The sequence below is a fragment of the Micromonospora sp. WMMD980 genome (assembly GCF_029626035.1).
Lineage (GTDB): Bacteria > Actinomycetota > Actinomycetes > Mycobacteriales > Micromonosporaceae > Micromonospora.
Window position 1 is genome coordinate 4127902 of sequence record NZ_JARUBE010000003.1, and the last position, 17473, is coordinate 4145374.

The 17473-nt window shown below is 68.7% G+C and carries 16 protein-coding genes; 6 read left to right on the forward strand and 10 right to left on the reverse strand.

Annotated features, from left to right (window positions below; all coding sequences use genetic code 11):
- Positions 1 to 67: 67 nt before the first annotated feature.
- Both O7618_RS19320 and O7618_RS19325 read right to left on the reverse strand, forming a co-directional pair.
- Entirely contained in the window at positions 68 to 412 is a 345-nt protein-coding gene (locus tag O7618_RS19320) for a hypothetical protein (protein ID WP_278107514.1), read from the reverse strand.
- A gap of 64 nt (positions 413 to 476) precedes the next feature.
- Positions 477 to 1373 carry an S-4TM family putative pore-forming effector gene (locus tag O7618_RS19325; protein ID WP_278107515.1) on the reverse strand — a complete coding sequence of 299 codons (897 nt, stop codon included), beginning with the start codon at positions 1371 to 1373 and terminating at the stop codon, positions 477 to 479.
- 250 nt (positions 1374 to 1623) lie between these two features.
- Between O7618_RS19325 and O7618_RS19330 the strand changes: the two genes are divergently transcribed.
- Positions 1624 to 3948, forward strand: coding sequence for a hypothetical protein (locus O7618_RS19330; protein ID WP_278107516.1), 2325 nt, complete (start codon positions 1624 to 1626; stop codon positions 3946 to 3948).
- Here O7618_RS19330 and O7618_RS19335 read toward each other — a convergent pair.
- The 4 genes from O7618_RS19335 to O7618_RS19350 all read right to left on the reverse strand — a co-directional run bounded on the left by O7618_RS19335 (position 3932) and on the right by O7618_RS19350 (position 6008).
- Complete coding sequence (locus tag O7618_RS19335) at positions 3932 to 4426, reverse strand: hypothetical protein (RefSeq protein ID WP_278107517.1); 495 nt, start codon at positions 4424 to 4426, stop codon at positions 3932 to 3934. The two genes, O7618_RS19330 and O7618_RS19335, sit on opposite strands and share 17 nt — an antisense overlap.
- Positions 4427 to 4546: 120 nt before the next feature.
- On the reverse strand, positions 4547 to 4807 hold the full coding sequence (locus O7618_RS19340; protein WP_278107518.1) for a hypothetical protein: 261 nt from the start codon (positions 4805 to 4807) through the stop codon (positions 4547 to 4549).
- A complete protein-coding gene (locus O7618_RS19345; protein ID WP_278107519.1) occupies positions 4807 to 5799 on the reverse strand; it encodes an FAD-binding oxidoreductase in 993 nt (330 codons plus the stop codon). Before O7618_RS19345 ends, O7618_RS19340 begins: the two co-directional genes overlap by 1 nt.
- Positions 5796 to 6008 (reverse strand): hypothetical protein, encoded by a 213-nt coding sequence (locus tag O7618_RS19350; RefSeq protein WP_278107520.1) that lies wholly within the window; start codon positions 6006 to 6008, stop codon positions 5796 to 5798. Before O7618_RS19350 ends, O7618_RS19345 begins: the two co-directional genes overlap by 4 nt.
- 258 nt (positions 6009 to 6266) lie before the next feature.
- Between O7618_RS19350 and O7618_RS19355 the strand changes: the two genes are divergently transcribed.
- The gene (locus tag O7618_RS19355; RefSeq protein ID WP_278107521.1) at positions 6267 to 7523 is read left to right on the forward strand and encodes a helix-turn-helix transcriptional regulator; all 1257 of its coding nucleotides are present in this window, start codon (positions 6267 to 6269) and stop codon (positions 7521 to 7523) included.
- A 54-nt stretch (positions 7524 to 7577) separates the two neighbouring features.
- On the opposite strand, the gene O7618_RS19360 is transcribed toward O7618_RS19355, so the two are convergent.
- Positions 7578 to 8603, reverse strand: coding sequence for an IS3 family transposase (locus O7618_RS19360; RefSeq protein WP_347405420.1), 1026 nt, complete (start codon positions 8601 to 8603; stop codon positions 7578 to 7580).
- A complete protein-coding gene (locus O7618_RS19365; RefSeq protein ID WP_278104785.1) occupies positions 8600 to 8824 on the reverse strand; it encodes a hypothetical protein in 225 nt (74 codons plus the stop codon). Before O7618_RS19365 ends, O7618_RS19360 begins: the two co-directional genes overlap by 4 nt.
- 430 nt (positions 8825 to 9254) lie before the next feature.
- Here O7618_RS19365 and O7618_RS19370 point away from each other — a divergent pair, with 430 nt between their 5' ends.
- The 4 genes from O7618_RS19370 (at position 9255) to O7618_RS19385 (ending at position 13289) form a co-directional block, all read left to right on the forward strand.
- Entirely contained in the window at positions 9255 to 9782 is a 528-nt protein-coding gene (locus tag O7618_RS19370; RefSeq protein ID WP_278110072.1) for a very short patch repair endonuclease, read from the forward strand.
- 369 nt (positions 9783 to 10151) lie between these two features.
- Positions 10152 to 11468 (forward strand): ATP-binding protein, encoded by a 1317-nt coding sequence (locus tag O7618_RS19375; protein WP_278107522.1) that lies wholly within the window; start codon positions 10152 to 10154, stop codon positions 11466 to 11468.
- A gap of 574 nt (positions 11469 to 12042) precedes the next feature.
- The gene (locus O7618_RS19380) at positions 12043 to 12267 is read left to right on the forward strand and encodes a hypothetical protein (protein WP_278104785.1); all 225 of its coding nucleotides are present in this window, start codon (positions 12043 to 12045) and stop codon (positions 12265 to 12267) included.
- Positions 12268 to 12299: 32 nt separating this feature from the next.
- Positions 12300 to 13289 carry an IS3 family transposase gene (locus tag O7618_RS19385; RefSeq protein WP_278109923.1) on the forward strand — a complete coding sequence of 330 codons (990 nt, stop codon included), beginning with the start codon at positions 12300 to 12302 and terminating at the stop codon, positions 13287 to 13289.
- Here O7618_RS19385 and O7618_RS19390 read toward each other — a convergent pair.
- Together O7618_RS19390 and O7618_RS19395 are read right to left on the reverse strand one after the other, a co-directional pair.
- On the reverse strand, positions 13286 to 15001 hold the full coding sequence (locus O7618_RS19390; RefSeq protein WP_278107523.1) for a DNA cytosine methyltransferase: 1716 nt from the start codon (positions 14999 to 15001) through the stop codon (positions 13286 to 13288). The genes O7618_RS19385 and O7618_RS19390 overlap by 4 nt on opposite strands.
- A 399-nt stretch (positions 15002 to 15400) precedes the next feature.
- Positions 15401 to 17473, reverse strand: a complete 2073-nt coding sequence (locus O7618_RS19395) for an AIPR family protein (RefSeq protein ID WP_278107524.1) — start codon at positions 17471 to 17473, stop codon at positions 15401 to 15403.

Consider the following 17473-nt stretch of genomic DNA (forward strand, 5'->3'; position numbering starts at 1 on the left):
TCAGAATAGCTAGGGCCAGCGAACGGCCGCGCATGGGTTTTCGCAAACTGAAGTAGATCTCCGATGGTCAGCGGGTCCGGGGCGCCTGACGGTTGAAGCGGGGTCGCAGCGCCAGGACCAGCGCTTCCTTCGTACCCTCGGGGTTGTCGGTCTCCTGCCAGCGGACCTCGCACCGCCCCAGCCACCCGGCGATGTCGCCGCGGGTCGCGGCCCTGCCCGGCGTATCGAGGAGCTGGCCGACCTGGTCGTGCAGCACCGACGAGTCGCGGTCGCCGGTGTAGCCGACGTAGGCGACCACGCCGCCGTCGAGCACCAGGTGCACGCCGGGCGCGGCGGGCGCGCCGGCGACGACATCCTTGGTGTACGGCTGGGGCGGCGTGAACCGGGCCAGCGGGTCTTCGGTGTGCGACACGCGACGGACGGTACCGGCGCCCGGGTCATCGCGTGACCCTGCACGGCTCGGCGTGACGGAGCGCTCACCCCGGGTTCAGCAGGTGGTCGAGGCCGGTCATGGTGGACTGGAAGTCGACCCGGTCGGCGGCGTGGAACCGGCGGAAGAACCAGTCGGGTACGCGGGGCTGGCCGCAGCGGGTGCGGAACAGCAGGTCCTGCACCTGCCGGGCCAGTCCGAGAAGGTCGGTGGCGGCCGACGGGTCACGGATGGCCGAGGTGATGTGGTCGTGGAGGACGGCGGTGGCCCGGTCGCGTTCGACGGCGACATCGCGTTGCCCGCGGTAGATCTCGACGCCGAGCAGCAGCGCGCCGAGCGACGGCACGAACCAGGCGAGCAGCAGGTGGGCGACGGTCAGGCCGGCGAGCACGCCGTAGACGACGCCGGTCGCCGCCCAGGCGGCCACGGCGGCGAGCACGGTGTACGCGTAGCGGCGGCGCAGCCGGGCGCCCCAGCCGAGGCTCTGTTGCTGGCAGGCGAGCACGTCGTAGGGCGCGGGGAGTTCCGGGATCTCGTAGTAGTCGCGCAGGTAGCGTTCGGTGCCCCGGAACGCGCGGTCGAGCCGGCTGATCTCGGGCGCGGTGACGCGCTTCCCGGCCGCGACCTCGTTCCAGGGCAGGCCGAACAGGTCGACGTCGAACATCTCCTGGATGGTGGCGGCCCGCCGGAGTTGCCCGCGGGACCAGGTGGCGAGCCCGAACGCGTTGACGACGGCCCAGAGCGCGCCGAGCGCGGTGACGGCGGTGGCCGACACGCCGATGAAGGCGACTACCGCGCCGGCGCCGGCGATGACCACGGAGACCGAGGTACGCAGCGCGTCGAGGCGTTGGGCGCGGCTGTGGCAGACCGACATGGCCCGCAGCAGCGCCATCATCGTCGGCTCGGTCTGCCGTCTGAGCAGGGAATCAGTCCGGTCCGTCACGCCGTCCTCCCGGTCCCCCGCACCGAGAATACATTCAATACCTTGGATCTCACACCGGGTAGTCGATTGTTACCGGTCGGCGCGAGAGCGGTTTCCGAAAAGTAAGGTTTCTCCCCGGGCGTCGAGTACCACCGGCTTCGTCGGAAGTTCCGGGTAGATTTCGACCCACGCGACCAGCGCACCTCCCGGCGGCCACACCCTCGGTCACCAGCGCCTTCCCATCCCTTCAGGCCAGAAGGTTCATACCACTATGGACGACCCCCCAGGTGACAGACCGGTGTGGCTCCAGCGGGACGACCCGCTGGTGTGGGAGGCGCTGGAGCGGTGGACGGCCGGCCACGGCACGGTCGAGGTGCTGTCGCGGCACGGCCCGATGTGCGGCTACAGCGGAGCGCGGCTGTTCGTGGTCAAACTGAACAGACCGGCGGGCCTGGGCCGCACGAGCAGTCACAAGCTGCTGGTCAAGGTCCACCCGGCCGGCGGCGGCCAGCGGCCGGAGGTGAGCCGGCACGCTCAGGCACGGGCCGACGCGCCCGGCTTCGCCGAGCGGCACATGGTCGAGCAGCACCACGGCTCGTACCCGGTGGCCGACGGCCGTCAGCTCTCCTTCCAGGACGTCGCCAACGGCGGCGATCCGGTCCGCACGCTGGACGAGATCGAGGACGACGACCAGCTCGTCGAGGCATTCCGCAAGGTCGTCGAGGTCCTGCTCGACGACTGGAACGGTGGGACCGCGCCCGTCGGCCGGTCGACCGCGCCCACCACCGTGCGGGAGTACGTCAGACGCGAGTTGGCGGTCACCGGGGCGCTGTCGGAGGTGACCGCCGCGGCCGGCCGGCTCGGCCTGGGCGATCTGAGCGGCACGCAGGTGGTCGTCGACGGCCGGAGGCTGCCCAACCCGCTGCGCCTCACCGAGGGCGGCGGGCCCCACGGTGACCTGCGCGTCGAATACCTGACCGGCCTGACACACGGTGATGCCCACGGGGGAAACGTCCTCTTCGCGGTGCGACCTGACGGCACCGTCTGCCCGAACACGTTCACCCTGATCGACTTCGACAGGTACGAGATCGACGCCCCGCTGACCCGTGACCTGGTGGCGCTGCTGCTCGCCACGGTCCTGCGCTGGGTGGCGCCCCGCCCCGGCCCGGACGGGCAACGACCGCAGGGCCTGCCGCCGAAACAGGCCGACGCTCTGCTGACCTGTCTGGTCCACCCCGACCGGCCCGAGCCGAGCAGCCTGCCGCCCGCACTGGCCCGGCTGGTACGCCTCACCTACGAGGCCGGTCGGCGGTATGCCACGTCCGGGAACTGGCGGCGGGAGTGGGGCCGGCAGTGGCGGCTGTCGCTGATCTCTCAGGCGCTCACCGCCGTCACCCTCGACAACCTCGGGCCGGAGGGCCACCGTTGGGGCTTCCGCCTGGCCGCCTACGCGACGAAGGCGCACCACGAGGACACGGCGACCGAGGCGCCCCCGAGGGTCGACCAGTCGTTCCTCGGCGACGACACGCCGGTCGTCGACCTGGCCCCGCCTTCGTGGCACGCGCCCGCACAGCGCGGGCACGAGGCGCGTCGCTTCCGCGAGTCGGCCCCCACCGGTGGCGACGGGGAGCGCGCCGGTCGGCCGTACGTCGTGCGGCCGGTCGGCGGGACGCGGGGCCGGCACGTCGCGGCGACCGCCGGCACGTGGCCTCGCCGGCGCCGGCTGGTCCTGCCCCTGACACTCGTCACCGCGCTCGGCAGCCTGGTGGTGTACCTCGTGGCGGAGGGCGCGTCGGACCAGGGCGGCCGGCCGCCGATAACGGTGCTGCCGCCCGGTCGGGCCGAGACGTCGCCCGGCCGTGGCGGCCCACGCGAACCGGCGCCCCCGGAGCCGGTGGACCCCGGCCCGAAGCTCGGCCAGATCGCCGACCGGGTGGCCCGGCGGACGGAGCCGCCGCGCCAGGGCCGGTACGCGTTCACCTGCCTACGCGTCTGGTCGCCAGAGAATCTCGTGCCCGGTTCGGACGACCCGACGCGCTATCGCGAGGAGTGGCTCTGGTGGACCCGGGAGCGGTCCGGCCGGCAGACCGTCCATGCCGTCGACGGCGGCCGGCGGTCGCAGCCGCAGGACGTCCGGTACGACCGGGGCGACCTGACCGACGTGCCGCCGGACCCGTCGGTGGACCTGGCCGAGCTGCGGGCGCAGGTGGACGAGGTGGTGCGGCAGATGCCGCCGGAGCTCCGCAACGCGGCCGGCACGCTGGAGGTGGTCTCCTGGATCTACCGGTTCCGGCCGCTGACCGCTCCGCAGCGTGCGACGCTGCTGCGGCTGCTCGCCGACACCGACGGCATCGTCCAGCAGGGCCGGTACCCGGACCGCGCCGACCGGTACGGCTATGCGATCAGCGCGGTCGACGGCGCGGGCCGGCGGGAGACGCTCCAGTTCGACGAGGAGACCGGGCGACTGCTCAGCCACCAGACGACGAGCACCGACGACTTCCTGGTCAGCTACTACCTGTTCCTGCACAGCGACCGGACCGACACCATCGCCGACGCGCGATGCGGCGACCCGGCGTCGGTCAGCATCTACGGCTGACGTGTGTCGCCCAGTCCCGCCAGGGCGCGGCGTCGGCGCGGACCGGATTGCCGAGGCCGACGCTGAACAACGCCATGTCGTTGTAGTAGAACGTCGCCGAGCCGCTGGACATGTTGTAGTGCGCGGACCCGATCCGGAACTGCCACTGCCAGGTGGCGAGGTCCTGCCGGCCGCAGGAGGAGAGCTTGCCCCGGGGGTAGCCGAGGTTCGGCCGGTCGTAGAAGCAGAACCAGCCTCGGGGGCAGTCGGCCAGCGCGTAGGCGCCGGCCGGCGCGCGCAGCGTGACCAGCAGTGCGCCGCCGCCGTAGCTGATCTCGTCGGCGCCGACCGGCACCCCACCCGGGTGGGCCGCCAGGTAGTCGGTCATCTCGCGGTTGACGGCGGCCATCCCCGGCGACGGAACGGGCACGGCCGCCGCGATCAGGAAGCCGCCGAGGACGGCGGCCACCACCATTCTGTACGCCCGGAAAAATGCCATGCCACGCCCCCCGAAGACAGTTACCGCGGCTTCTGTCCAAACAGAATAGGAAGGCGTCTTCCCTGATCACCAGGCCCCGCGTCGCACAAGTTGGCTGCCGCGCCGATATTCCGGCACCACTCAGTCGATGGAATTTCCAACGCTGGAACATTCTGATTGCCAATTGCGCAGCGCGGTTTTGATCCGGCGGTTCTCGGCGTTCACCATGCCGAGCTGACGCGACCGCTCGGCCAGCTCGTAGGCGAGGCGGTGCAGGACGGCGTCGACGTCCTCGACGCGGTATCCGCGCCGCAGCCGCGACGTCAGCGGCAGCTCGATGGCCTCGATCCGGCCCGAGGTGAGCGGCCCGGCCAACGCGTGCCGGCTGCGGTAGACGGCCATCACCGGTCCCCGATCACCGGCAGGTGCAGCCGCCCGGCGGGCACCCCGGCGAGGCTCAGCCAGCGTCGGGCGGCGGCGAGCATGGCGGGCGGGCCGCAGACGTGCACGTGCTGGCCGGGCCGGTGGTGGTAGGTCGCCAACGCGATCGCGGTGCCCTGCTCCGCCGGCTCGGCCTCGGGGTCGTCGGAGAACGCCGGCACGATCCGCAGCCAGTCGTGGGCCTGCTGGAGCTTGTCCAGCGCGACCGCGTCGTACAGGTCGGCGAACGTGCGGGCGCCGACGATCAACGTGACCCGCCGCCCGCCCGGCGCCTCGGCGACCTGTTCCACCAGGGCGCGCAGCGGCGCCAGCCCGGTGCCGCCGGCCACCAGCAGCAGGTCGCCTCCCCCGTCCACCAGCTCCAACCCCGAGTCCTGCGGCGCGCCGAGGTGCAGCAGCTCACCGGGGCGTACCTCGTCGACCAGGCTTCGCGAGACGCCCCCGGACGCGACGGCGCGGACATGGAGTTCGACCGTGCCGTCCCGGCGGGGGACGTTTGCCGGCGACAGCCACCGCCACCGCCCCGGCCGGCGCGGCGTGCACACCGGCAGCGCCTGGCCGGCGCGGTGCGGCAGCCGCCGCCACGGCCGTACCGTCAGCACCGCCACGCCCTCGGCGGCGCGGTCGTGGTCGATCACCTCGACCGGCCACCAGGCCGGGCCGTCCCCCACCCGCGCGGCGGCCCGCTCGACCAGCCGCCACGCCCGCCACCAGCCCATCCCCGGCGCGGGCAGCAACGCGCCGCCGACCGCCGCCGCGTGCCAGGGCCGCAGCCCGAACCTCCGGTACGCGCACCCGAGCACCCGCAGCAGCGCCAGCCGCCCCGCCCGGTCGTCGCCGCCCTCCAGCAACCGCAGCAGGGACGCGTGCAGCAGCGGCGCGTCCCGCTCCGGCAGCAACCCCGGGCAGCGATCCTCGACCACCGCCCAGAACCGGCCCGCCTCCTCGGTCACCGCGCCTCGCCCGCGCCGAAGCCGGCCGCGCGCAGCGTGCCGTGACCCCACCGGGCCAGGCGACGCGGGTATAGCACGCGCTCGCTGCGGCACAGCCGGCCCTGCGGCCAGCGCTCCGGCACGTGTACGCGCACGGCCAGCTCGGCGAGGAGCAGATCCTCGTCGGTGACCGGGGTGCGGTCGGGGAAGTCGGCGAGTACGGCGGACATCGGTGGGCGCCTCCGGGGTCGGGCTTCTGTCGTGGAGTGGCGCCGAGGCGGGCGGGGTCGGCGGATCGCCGCGATCGGGGGACGCGGCACCGCCGGAGCCCGGCACCCGCCCCGGGCCATAGGACCAGCCTCGGATGAGAGGGGATGAGGAACTACAGCGTCGAAGGAGCCCGTATGACGCAGAAATGAGGCATCCACCGCCCCACGATCTCGACGCGCGGTGACTACATTGACGACGGAGCGGAGGGAGGTCCGAGCGTGGCCCTGAAGCGGCAGCGGCTCTGTCAGCGGCGTAAGGCTCTCGGGTTCAGCCAGGAACGTCTCGCTGACACCGTCGGCGTGGAGCGGTCCACCGTGGTGCGGTGGGAGAACGCCGAGACGGACCCGCACCCCTGGCACAGAACCCGGATCGCCTTCGCCTTAGGCGTTACGCTCGAACAGGTCGACGACATGCTCGCCGACGTGTCAGTGGCCAAGCGCCGAGGACAAGCCATGGCAAACAGCAATCAGGACCACGACGCCAGCAGCACCGCCGCTGCCCGGCCGGAGCTTCTCAGCGACGTGCGGAGCTTCCTGACCGACTACCTCACGCCGCCGACCCAGCCAGTCCAAACCCTGGCCCACCTTCGACGCTCCATCCGACGCATCCACGATCTCTACCAGCGAGCGAGCTACACATCCGCTGCCCGCCTTTTGCCAGACGTACTGCGTCAGGCAACCGCATTGTCCGATTGCCCGGCAGGGCCCGACCGTAGAGACGCCTGTCGGCTTCTCGCCGCCGCCTATCTCGCAGCGGCCAAGCTCGCCGCCAAGGTCGGTGATGGAGAGACCGCCCTGCTCAGCGCCGACCGAGCCGCGAACGCCGCCAGGCTCAGCGACGACAAGGCCCTCGTCGCGATCGCGGCGTACCAAGCCGCCTGCGGCCTCCTGCGGATGCCGGGTCGAGCCGCCGAGGCCGAGGAAATCACGCGCAGCAGCATCGACCGCCTAGCCGCGAGTGGTTCGACAGCCGACCCCGACCTGCTGTCCGCCCATGGTGCGCTGCTCCTCCTCGCGGCCGTCATGTCCGCCGGACAGGGCAACACCAAGGAATCCGCTCAGCACCTGTCACAGGCGGAGCGGCTGGCCGCAGACCTCGGCACGGAACAGAACCGGTTATGGACCGCCTTCGGCCCGACGAACGTCGCCATCCATTCGGTCTCCGCCGCCGTCCACTCACGGAGAGCCGATCAGGCCCTCGAAGTTGGCTCGCGCCTCGACACGTCACGGCTGCCCGCCGTCATCGTGGGACGACGCGCTCAGGTGCACATCGACCTGGCCGCAGCGGCGTTCATGTCGACCACCGACAGGCCCACCGCCGTACTGCATCTCCTCGAAGCCGAGCGGGTAGCCGCAGAGGCGGTGTACGCCAACGTGCAAGCACGAGCAGTCTTGCTCGACCTCATGACCAGGGAGCGGCGAGCGGCGACGCCCGGGCTGCGCCCGCTGGCAGAGCGAGCAGGCTTACTCGCTTGAAGCGCCGGAGACCCGGAGCCTGTCAAGTCAACTGAGACATTTTCTTGATTTTGTTTAGCTTTGTGCTGCTGGTTGGTTGGGCACGGGCGAGGCGGTGGTCTGTTCGGGGTCGCTGTTGTCGGGTTTGTTGATCCATGCCCGGTCCGGGAGGCGGGGCGGGCGTGGACGGCGGCGGCCGAACCGTTGCGGGTGCGCTGCCCAGGCCGCGTCGAGGGTCTGTTGCCGCTGTTCACGGATCTGCCCGGCGGTGCCGTGATGCACCGATGCCGGGGTGTGCAGGCCGACCCCGGAGTGCCGGTGCTCGTGGTTGTAGTAGGTGTAGAACGCCTCGCAGTGCTGCCGGGCGTGCTGGATCGACCCGAACCGCTCGGGAAACGTCGGGTCGTACTTCAACGTCTTGAAGCTCGCCTCGATGTACGGATTGTCGTTCGATGTCTTCGGACGGCTGTGGCTACGGCCGATCTTCAGATCGGTCAGCAGCTGGGTGACGGTCTTGCTGGTCATCGCGGCGCCACGGTCGGCGTGCACGGTCAACTGATCGGCATCGACGCGTTCGCGGGCGGCCGCGTCAGCGATCAGCGCCTCGGCGAGCTGGCCGTCCTCGTGCGCGGCGACCAGGTGCCCGACGACGTAACGGGACCAGATGTCGATCACGGTGTAGAGGTGGAACCAGACGCCCTTCTGCGGGCCGCGCAGCTTGGTGATGTCCCAGGACCAGACCTGGTTCGCCGCGTCGGCCACGAGTTCGGGTTTGGTGCGGGCCGGATGGCTGGCCTGGCTGCGGCGTTCGCCGCTCTGCCCGGCAGCCCGCAAGATCCGGTACATCGTGGACTCCGAGCACCACCAGCGGCCCTCGTCGAGCTCGCGGGCCCACACCTGCGCCGGCGCCAGATCTTGGTACTCGGGCCGGTTTAGCAGTTGCAGCACCTGCTCACGTTCCGCCTCGGACAACGCCGACGGCGGTGGCCTGCGCGCGGTCCGCGGCCGTGAGATTAGCGGTGGTACGCGGTGCCGGTAGAGCGTCGCGCGGGAAACACCGGTCAGCCGGCAGGCCCCGGCGATGCCCCACGCCGGGGTCAGCGCCTGCTGTGCCTCGGCGAGGACGGGTTCGGCATCGGCGCGGAATCCGCGCTCTCGGAGAGCAGTTCCAAGAGCGCGTGCGCTTTTCCCATGATCTGCAACGCGGTCTCAGTCTTGGCCAGCTTGGCCTGCAAGCGGGCGTTCTCCCGCTGAAGACGGGCAAGTTCGGCGCTCTCGGCCTTCTTCGCTGCCCGCGCGGCCGATTGCCGCCGGTCCGTCAAGCCGGCCGACGCTCCGGCGTCTCGGGCCTTGCGCCAGTCGAGAATGTGTGACCCGTACAACCGTTCCCGGCGCAGAATCGCCCCGCGAGCCGCCGCGTCCGGCGCCGCGTCGTACTCGTCCAGGATCCGCGCCTTGAACTCTGCGGTGAATGTCCGCCGCTGGGGCCGGGCGTCCGGATCCAGGCTCTCGTGGGGCTTCGACGTTATGCTAATGATCTCTCCTCAGGACCGTCCAGGAAGAGTATCCCCTGGTAGACGGGCTGTCTCACATCAGCGTGACAGGGAGGGACCCGTCATGGGCGCGTGGATCGCAATCTGCGCCCGGCCGCGAGCCGTTATGCCAACGGTCACGGCGCGATGGGTTACTGGTAGACATGGTTAGCCTTGGTCGTGGGGGCGGAAAGTTCACTTGACCGAGGTGACAGACGTGATGACCCGATCCGACGACGGCGGTCTCCTGCCGAAGGATGGCTCCAAGGTCTGGGTTACCACAGCCCAGGGATCGCATTTGCGAGGACGGCGTACACGGGACACAGCTCCCGAGATGGCGTTGCGCCGCGCCGTGCACGCTCTCGGTTTCCGGTTTCGCCTGGGGCGAACCCTGTTCAACCGGTGCCGGCCGGACCTCGTGTTTCCCGGTCCACGCGTCGCGGTGTTCGTAAACGGATGCTTCTGGCACGGATGTCCACAACACGGACCCTCCCGGTTCCGGGGTCCCAATGCTGAGAAGTGGGAAACAAAGATCGCCACGAACAGGGCCCGTGATCAGCGGGTCGACAACGAGTTGGTCGAGGCCGGTTGGCAGGTGATCAGGGTGTGGGAGTGCGAGGTGCGCCGGGAGGCTGGGGAGGCGGCGCATCGGGTTGCTGTCGAGGTGCGTGGCCGGTCGCGCGCGGCCACCACCCGCCAGAGTCTGGTCGGCCCGACGGCTGTTGGTCAGCACCCCGCTGCTGGATAACTTTGGCTACCTCCCGTATGCCGGCACTGCACGGCCTATCGCGAGTCGAAGTGCGATCCCGCCTGCTGTCCGTCACATCTCCTCGACCGAGCGGTTCAACCTGGCCGCACCGGCGCACTCCGTCGTACCCCTGTTCTAATCTGGCTGGCATGCGGGAAGCGCGGCGTCGCACGTGGGGGTGTCACGCTGATCCCCCGCCGACGAAGACCGGGGTTGGCAAAAAGCCCCTCCCAGTTCGGGTAGGGGCGCTCGCGCCTGCTTCCGCGCCACAGGTAGGTTTCTGGCGCACCGGTGTGCGTCCCGCGGGGTGGGTTGCGGAGGAGTATGACATCCTGGTCCCCGTCATCGTTTTCGACCGTAGGAGGCGTCGTGAGCGCTCGGAACCTCTACAGCGTGGCGCCGTCTGCTGCGCGGTTGACCGACTCGCTGCGCGACATCGGTTACGACTTTCCGACCGCGGTGGCCGACGTGGTGGACAACAGCGTCGCCGCGGGTGCGAATCGCGTCGAGATCGACATCGTGTTCGACGGCTCCGACTCGTGGGTGATGGTCGCCGACGACGGCGAGGGCATGAGCGCCAACGGTCTGTTGGAGGCCTTGCGCTACGGCAGCCGGCGTGACTACGGTCGCGGTGACCTCGGCCGGTACGGGCTGGGGTTGAAGACCGCATCTCTGTCGCAGTGCCGGTCCTTGACGGTGGTCAGTCGCCGGAGGGCGGCCACAGCCCGCACTGTGTCGCGGATGATCGATCTCGACCTCATCGCCGAGATGGATGACTGGGTCGTTGCCGAACCGGCGAACGACGAGCAGGTCCTCAAGGCCCGCGAGACGGTCGCGGACACGGGGGGCACCGTGGTGCTCTGGCGCGGACTCGACCGCGTTTTGCCCGAACGTAAGCCAGACGGCGGCTGGGCGCGTCGCCGGTTGGAAGCACTGGCGGGCAGGACGGCTGACCATCTGGGTACGGTTTTCCACCGTTTCCTTGAGGGTGAGGTCGGCGGCGGCCTCGTGATCACGGTCAACGGCGAGAAGGTTCGGCCGTGGAACCCCTTCGCCCCGGACGAGCCAGCACGGGAGGTGCTTCCTCCCCTCCGTTTCGAGGTGACCGTCGGTGAGGCCACCGGAACGGTGTCATTGCAGCGGTACGTCCTGCCATCCCGCGACCAGTTCTCGTCGCAGGCGGAGTTCGAGCGACTCTCGGGCCCGCTGAACTGGAACCGTCAGCAGGGCCTGTACGTCTACCGTGCCGAGCGGCTGGTCCAGTGGGGCGGCTGGAACGGCATGCGAGGCATCGATGAACACACTAAGCTCGCGCGGGCAGCGCTGGACTTCGACACGGATCTTGACGTGGTGTTCAACATCAACGTGGCGAAGATCAGGGTGGCGATGCCGCCGCAGTTGCGTCAGCTGCTCGAACGCCCGGTGCACGAGCTGTGCATGCGGGCGGACGACGCCTACCGCAAGAACTCGCGCGGTGCCTCCGAGGGCCCGAGGGTAGCCTCCGAGCAATTGGCCGCCCTGTCTCGCAGCGAGGCGTCCGGGGCGACGCCGCCCATGCCGGTTGTCGGCTTGGCGCTGCGAGCCGCTGCTATGCGTGCGGGTGAGTACGCCGCCCTGCAACGCATCGGGGAGAGGCTGCGGGCCGAAGCCCCTGACATCGCCGCCGCGCTCGGCTTCAGGGACTGACCAGCGGCTGCCGTTCGGTCCGACTGCCCCGTTTTGCTGCCTCGCTGCATGCCTTGTTGAGGGGGCAGCGTGGGCAGGCAGGGTCGGTGGGGCGGCAGACGGTAGTGGCAAGCTCGATCAGGCCGAGGTGTGCCCGCCGCGCGTCGGTGTCATCGCCGATCATTCGGGCGATGGCCAGACGCCCCGCCGTCATCCTGTTGCTGCGTTCGACGTGCTCGTCCTCGTGCGTGAAGCGGGCGGCGACGCGGTGGGTGCCCTTGGTGATGAGAACGGGTTCCTCCGCGTTCCCTCCCTGTCACGCTGATGTGAGACAGCCCGTCTACCAGGGGATACTCTTCCTGGACGGTCCTGAGGAGAGATCATTAGCATAACGTCGAAGCCCCACGAGAGCCTGGATCCGGACGCCCGGCCCCAGCGGCGGACATTCACCGCAGAGTTCAAGGCGCGGATCCTGGACGAGTACGACGCGGCGCCGGACGCGGCGGCTCGCGGGGCGATTCTGCGCCGGGAACGGTTGTACGGGTCACACATTCTCGACTGGCGCAAGGCCCGAGACGCCGGAGCGTCGGCCGGCTTGACGGACCGGCGGCAATCGGCCGCGCGGGCAGCGAAGAAGGCCGAGAGCGCCGAACTTGCCCGTCTTCAGCGGGAGAACGCCCGCTTGCAGGCCAAGCTGGCCAAGACTGAGACCGCGTTGCAGATCATGGGAAAAGCGCACGCGCTCTTGGAACTGCTCTCCGAGAGCGCGGATTCCGCGCCGATGCCGAACCCGTCCTCGCCGAGGCACAGCAGGCGCTGACCCCGGCGTGGGGCATCGCCGGGGCCTGCCGGCTGACCGGTGTTTCCCGCGCGACGCTCTACCGGCACCGCGTACCACCGCTAATCTCACGGCCGCGGACCGCGCGCAGGCCACCGCCGTCGGCGTTGTCCGAGGCGGAACGTGAGCAGGTGCTGCAACTGCTAAACCGGCCCGAGTACCAAGATCTGGCGCCGGCGCAGGTGTGGGCCCGCGAGCTCGACGAGGGCCGCTGGTGGTGCTCGGAGTCCACGATGTACCGGATCTTGCGGGCTGCCGGGCAGAGCGGCGAACGCCGCAGCCAGGCCAGCCATCCGGCCCGCACCAAACCCGAACTCGTGGCCGACGCGGCGAACCAGGTCTGGTCCTGGGACATCACCAAGCTGCGCGGCCCGCAGAAGGGCGTCTGGTTCCACCTCTACACCGTGATCGACATCTGGTCCCGTTACGTCGTCGGGCACCTGGTCGCCGCGCACGAGGACGGCCAGCTCGCCGAGGCGCTGATCGCTGACGCGGCCGCCCGCGAACGCGTCGATGCCGATCAGTTGACCGTGCACGCCGACCGTGGCGCCGCGATGACCAGCAAGACCGTCACCCAGCTGCTGACCGATCTGAAGATCGGCCGTAGCCACAGCCGTCCGAAGACATCGAACGACAATCCGTACATCGAGGCGAGCTTCAAGACGTTGAAGTACGACCCGACGTTTCCCGAGCGGTTCGGGTCGATCCAGCACGCCCGGCAGCACTGCGAGGCGTTCTACACCTACTACAACCACGAGCACCGGCACTCCGGGGTCGGCCTGCACACCCCGGCATCGGTGCATCACGGCACCGCCGGGCAGATCCGTGAACAGCGGCAACAGACCCTCGACGCGGCCTGGGCAGCGCACCCGCAACGGTTCGGCCGCCGCCGTCCACGCCCGCCCCGCCTCCCGGACCGGGCATGGATCAACAAACCCGACAACAGCGACCCCGAACAGACCACCGCCTCGCCCGTGCCCAACCAACCAGCAGCACAAAGCTAAACAAAATCAAGAAAATGTCTCAGTTGACTTGACAGGCTCCGGTTGTCCTCGTCCTGGGTTGGGATTGCGAGGACGGCGAGGTCGATTACCGAGGCGTCGACCCCGCGAAGGCTGTGGATCTTGTCGTCGTCGAGCAGGTCTGGTTGCAGGGTGAGCGTGCGCGCCAGTTCGAGCAGCCGCTCGGCACGGTGCTCGCGGTTGATCCACCGCCCGATCTCGACGAGTTCGTCGCCGGCGCCGACGGTGTCCTGCGGCTGCTCCCATCGTTCGAGCAGTGACCAAAGGATTCGTACCTGCTCGGGCGCTGCCCGGTCGAGGAGCATCTCCGCGGAGATGACCTGCCACCGTGTTCGGGCGCGCAGCCACGGGAGGGCTGGGTCGCTGAGGTCGTCGAACCAGGTGGCGAGGGCTTGGGCGATGTCGCGGCTGCGGTAGGCCACTGGCGTTGGGGCGTCCAGCGCTGTCATCACGGCGCGCCCGAGCTGGGTACCGAGCGCCGGGGGTACGGCGTTACCGATCTGACGGAACGCGGCCGACGGTGGGCCGGCGAAGCGGAACCAGTCGGGGAAGGTCTGCAGCCGCGCCGCCTCACGCACGGTCAGTGTGCGGTCCTGTCGGGGATGGATGTACCAGTAACCATCCTTGGCGATGTGCGCGGTGATGGTGCGGGAGTACGTGTCCTCGCTCAGGCGCTTGTACTTGTCGTCGAAGATGTCGTCGCGGTAGCGCTTGACGTCCTCCGGCAGGTCCGAGTACCGGGTGTCGGCGTCCATCATGTCGAAGGCACGCAGGTCGTCCTCGCGTACAGGTCGGGTGATGTGGTCGAATACCTTGCCCGTGTCCGCCTGTGCAACACCGCGACGCATCTGCCTCTGAAAGGCAGAAGCGGGACCGGCGTAGTCTGACCAGCCGTCGGCGCCCCCCTCGGGCCTCCAGCCGCCCTCGACCTCGGGTAGGTCGCCGATCGCGTTCCACACCGACACCCGGTCCGGTACCTCTGTCGGCCAGTCGAAGGCGACTCCATCTCGCAGCGCAACCAGGATCAAGCGCTGGCGGAACTGGGGTACGCCGTAGCGCAGGGTGTCAACGACCCGTTCCTCGACTGCGTAACCGATCGACTCCAACTCGTGAACCATGGTGCGGAGAATGAACATCTCCCGATCGAGCGCCATGTCGGGAACATTCTCCATGATCACGGCGGCAGGTCTGGCCAGTTGAATGACCTCCAGGAATGAGCGCCAAAGGTCCCGCCGTTCGTCGTGCGCCGGGCGGAGGCCATGACGGACCTGGTGACGGATCAGTGAGCGGCCCGCCCGGGAGAAGGGTTGGCACGGTGGGCCGCCAGACAGCAGCTCGATCCCCGCTTCCTTCACCAGGGCAGCGATCCGCCGAACGTTGACGGACTCCCCGAGGTCGCAGTCGAGGGTGAGACCGGGGTAGTGGTGTCGGTGCGTCTCGACGGACTCGGGGTCCCGGTCGGCTGAAAGGACCACGCGAAACCCGGCCTCGGTGAGGCCCAGACTCAGGCCACCTGCACCACTGAACAAGTCCGCCGCCAGCCGCTCACCCCGCTCACGGCAAGCTGCGGCGAAACGGAGGAACTCTTGGTCGTCCCCGCATGCCTTGGGGTGTGGCGCGAGACGGACGAACGGGCCGCGCACGAGCTTGACGCCATAGCCTGCCCGACGTCGTTCGACGGTGTCGTCCGTCACCTGTGCTACCTCCCCGATCGATCAAACGCCCTGCGCAGGTTACCTCTTTGGCCCGACGCCGTACCTCGGCTGCCCCGACGTTTCCATGACGGCTTGGTCGGCGGGTTCGGAGAGCCTCGTTGTGCTAACGGGCATGTGCCGCCCTCTTGACCGGCTGGGCCTCACCCATAAGTTGGCCTAAATTACCGGCGATGGATAACCCTTGCTGGTAGTGCCGCCTTTTGCGAGCACCGAGTATTCGCTTCGCGTACGAGTGTCGGGCATACGATGATATCCAAATGAGCTTCGACCACTAAAGCAGTTATGTCCTGCTCGCCATGGATCATCTTGTAGCTGCCGTTGAACATATCCGTGCGAGCACGACTGGCCAGGCCCCGAGAAGGAGTCGTGCCGTGACGTTCAGTGGCCGAGCTCAAATCCATTCTCCTCTGCGGTCCTGAGTAAGCCGAGCAATACGGCGCACTGCTTCTCGGATGGGATCCCTCTCTTTCGCCCGGCCGCGATGTCCAGGATGCCGAGGTGGGTGGGTGACGCAAGACGCCGCGCCACGGCGAACCGCCGCACCGATTCCCAGGCAGGCGCACCCATATGGAGAACCGTGGTCTGAGCCATGATCCCGGAATCGATCTTCTGCACCGCCACTGCGTCCGCGCGGCGTTGGGCGACCCGTTCGCGAGACTCCAAGGATGCCAGGAAAGCTTCTGGTACATCCACGGACGCCTTCCGGATCGACTCCCAGCATGCCTCCCGCTTGGCCCATTCCGTCACGTTCACGATGGGACGGCGCTCATCGGTAAGTAGGTCAAAGACCTTCTCCGCCACAACGAGACTGGTCTCCTCAACCTCAGGTGACACTGACTGCCGCGCCCAGATGAGGTCGAAGTCGAACGACTTACCCGGCGCGTGGGTCTCGACGATCACCGCCAACTTCGACATCGTGTACGTGACGATGTTCGCGAGGTAGCCGCTCTGGTACCAGCTCGCCTTGGCAACGAGTGCGCGGATGCGGTGGTAGAGGAGCGCTTTCGCCACGAGGTGCTTGAAGTAGACCTCGTTGAAGTTCGCCTCCGATGCCCCCCACTGGGCGGCCACCTGATCGGCGAAGGCTAGGAAGTTGCGCTGAGCGCCGGCGCTCACCAGATGGGGCTTCTTCGCCCACGACACCTCGTACTTCGCCGCGTCGGTCTTGGTGATGACCTGCCCCCGGGGGAACAGGGCGGCGAACTTCTTGGCGTCAGCCACGCTCAGCTTGCGTTGCTCGTTGGCGTACTGGCCCCGGGTGCGCTCGTAGAACCACTTGGTCTGGAAGTTCACACCGGGCTTCGCCGGCGCGAGGATCCGGCGTGACAGGTCCTCCATCCTCACGTGGAAGGGGCTGTTGGAGAAGAAGTCCGCCTCACTGACCTTGTTCTGGCTATTGGCGTAACGTGAGATACGCGGGACCATCTCAACCGCTTGTTCGGGCCGCACCACCACAAGCTTGGTCTGCACAAAGACATCGTCGAAGTATGGGATGTCCTTGTTGTCGCGGCGGACGTAGAACAGCGTAGCGGTGGTCTGGCCGCCGTTGACGATCTGGAGGTCGCGGATAGTCTTGATCGCTCGTCCGTCGGCCGTCCACTCCAAGTCGGTAGCCGTCGCCGTGATGCCGTTGTTGTAGGCGAGGAACCGTGCCGGCTCCGACAGCACTGTGGAGCGTATTCCCTTGTTCACTCTGCCGGTCGTGCTCAGGTAGGAGCGGACGTTGCCCTCCAAGAGCCGGCTTCCGTACCGCCCGTAGAGGTCTGCCAGTACGCGGGCAGGGATGGCGGTGAGGTAGGTCTTGACGTCGGAGGCCGTCTCGGAGGTCCGCAGAGCATCCAGCCCGCGCGGAAGCCATTCCGAGAGGTCGATTTCCAGCTCCTCGCGGCCCTGACTGGACTCATGCACCTGGAGCAGCCGGCGCAGGTCCCAGATGTGGTAGTCGATCCTGATTCCGTCACGTTCTGAGCTGTTGAACGCCTTCGCGCGTCCGCTCATCTCCATGTTGGTGATGAGGTACATCCGATAGCGGGTTACATTGCGACCGCGCATGCGGAGGTCCTCGGCGAGCTGGTACTCGGGCCCGCTCTCCTCTCGTCCCTGCTGGAAGACGCCGCGGACGGCCTCGTCGAGATAGGTGGCGAGCGACTGAAATGCCTTGCGGGCGTCGGCAGTAGACAGGGTCAGTGGCTCGTCCGAGTCCGCGAAGACTGACACCGCTAGCGCGACCGACCCGTCCTGGTCAGTCAGGTCGAACCCGTTCACAGCGACCGCACGTTTACGCTCGCCGGTGCCGACGAAGTGCAGAACGGTGAGCTGCTCAACCTCCTCCGCTTCCGCCAAGCGATCGGAAACCTCAGCAAGGAATGCTGTTGATCGATAATCGTTCTCAACCTCAGCCCGCGTATCCACGGTGTTCATGAGGTCCTTGTAAAAGTCCGCCAGGTCCAT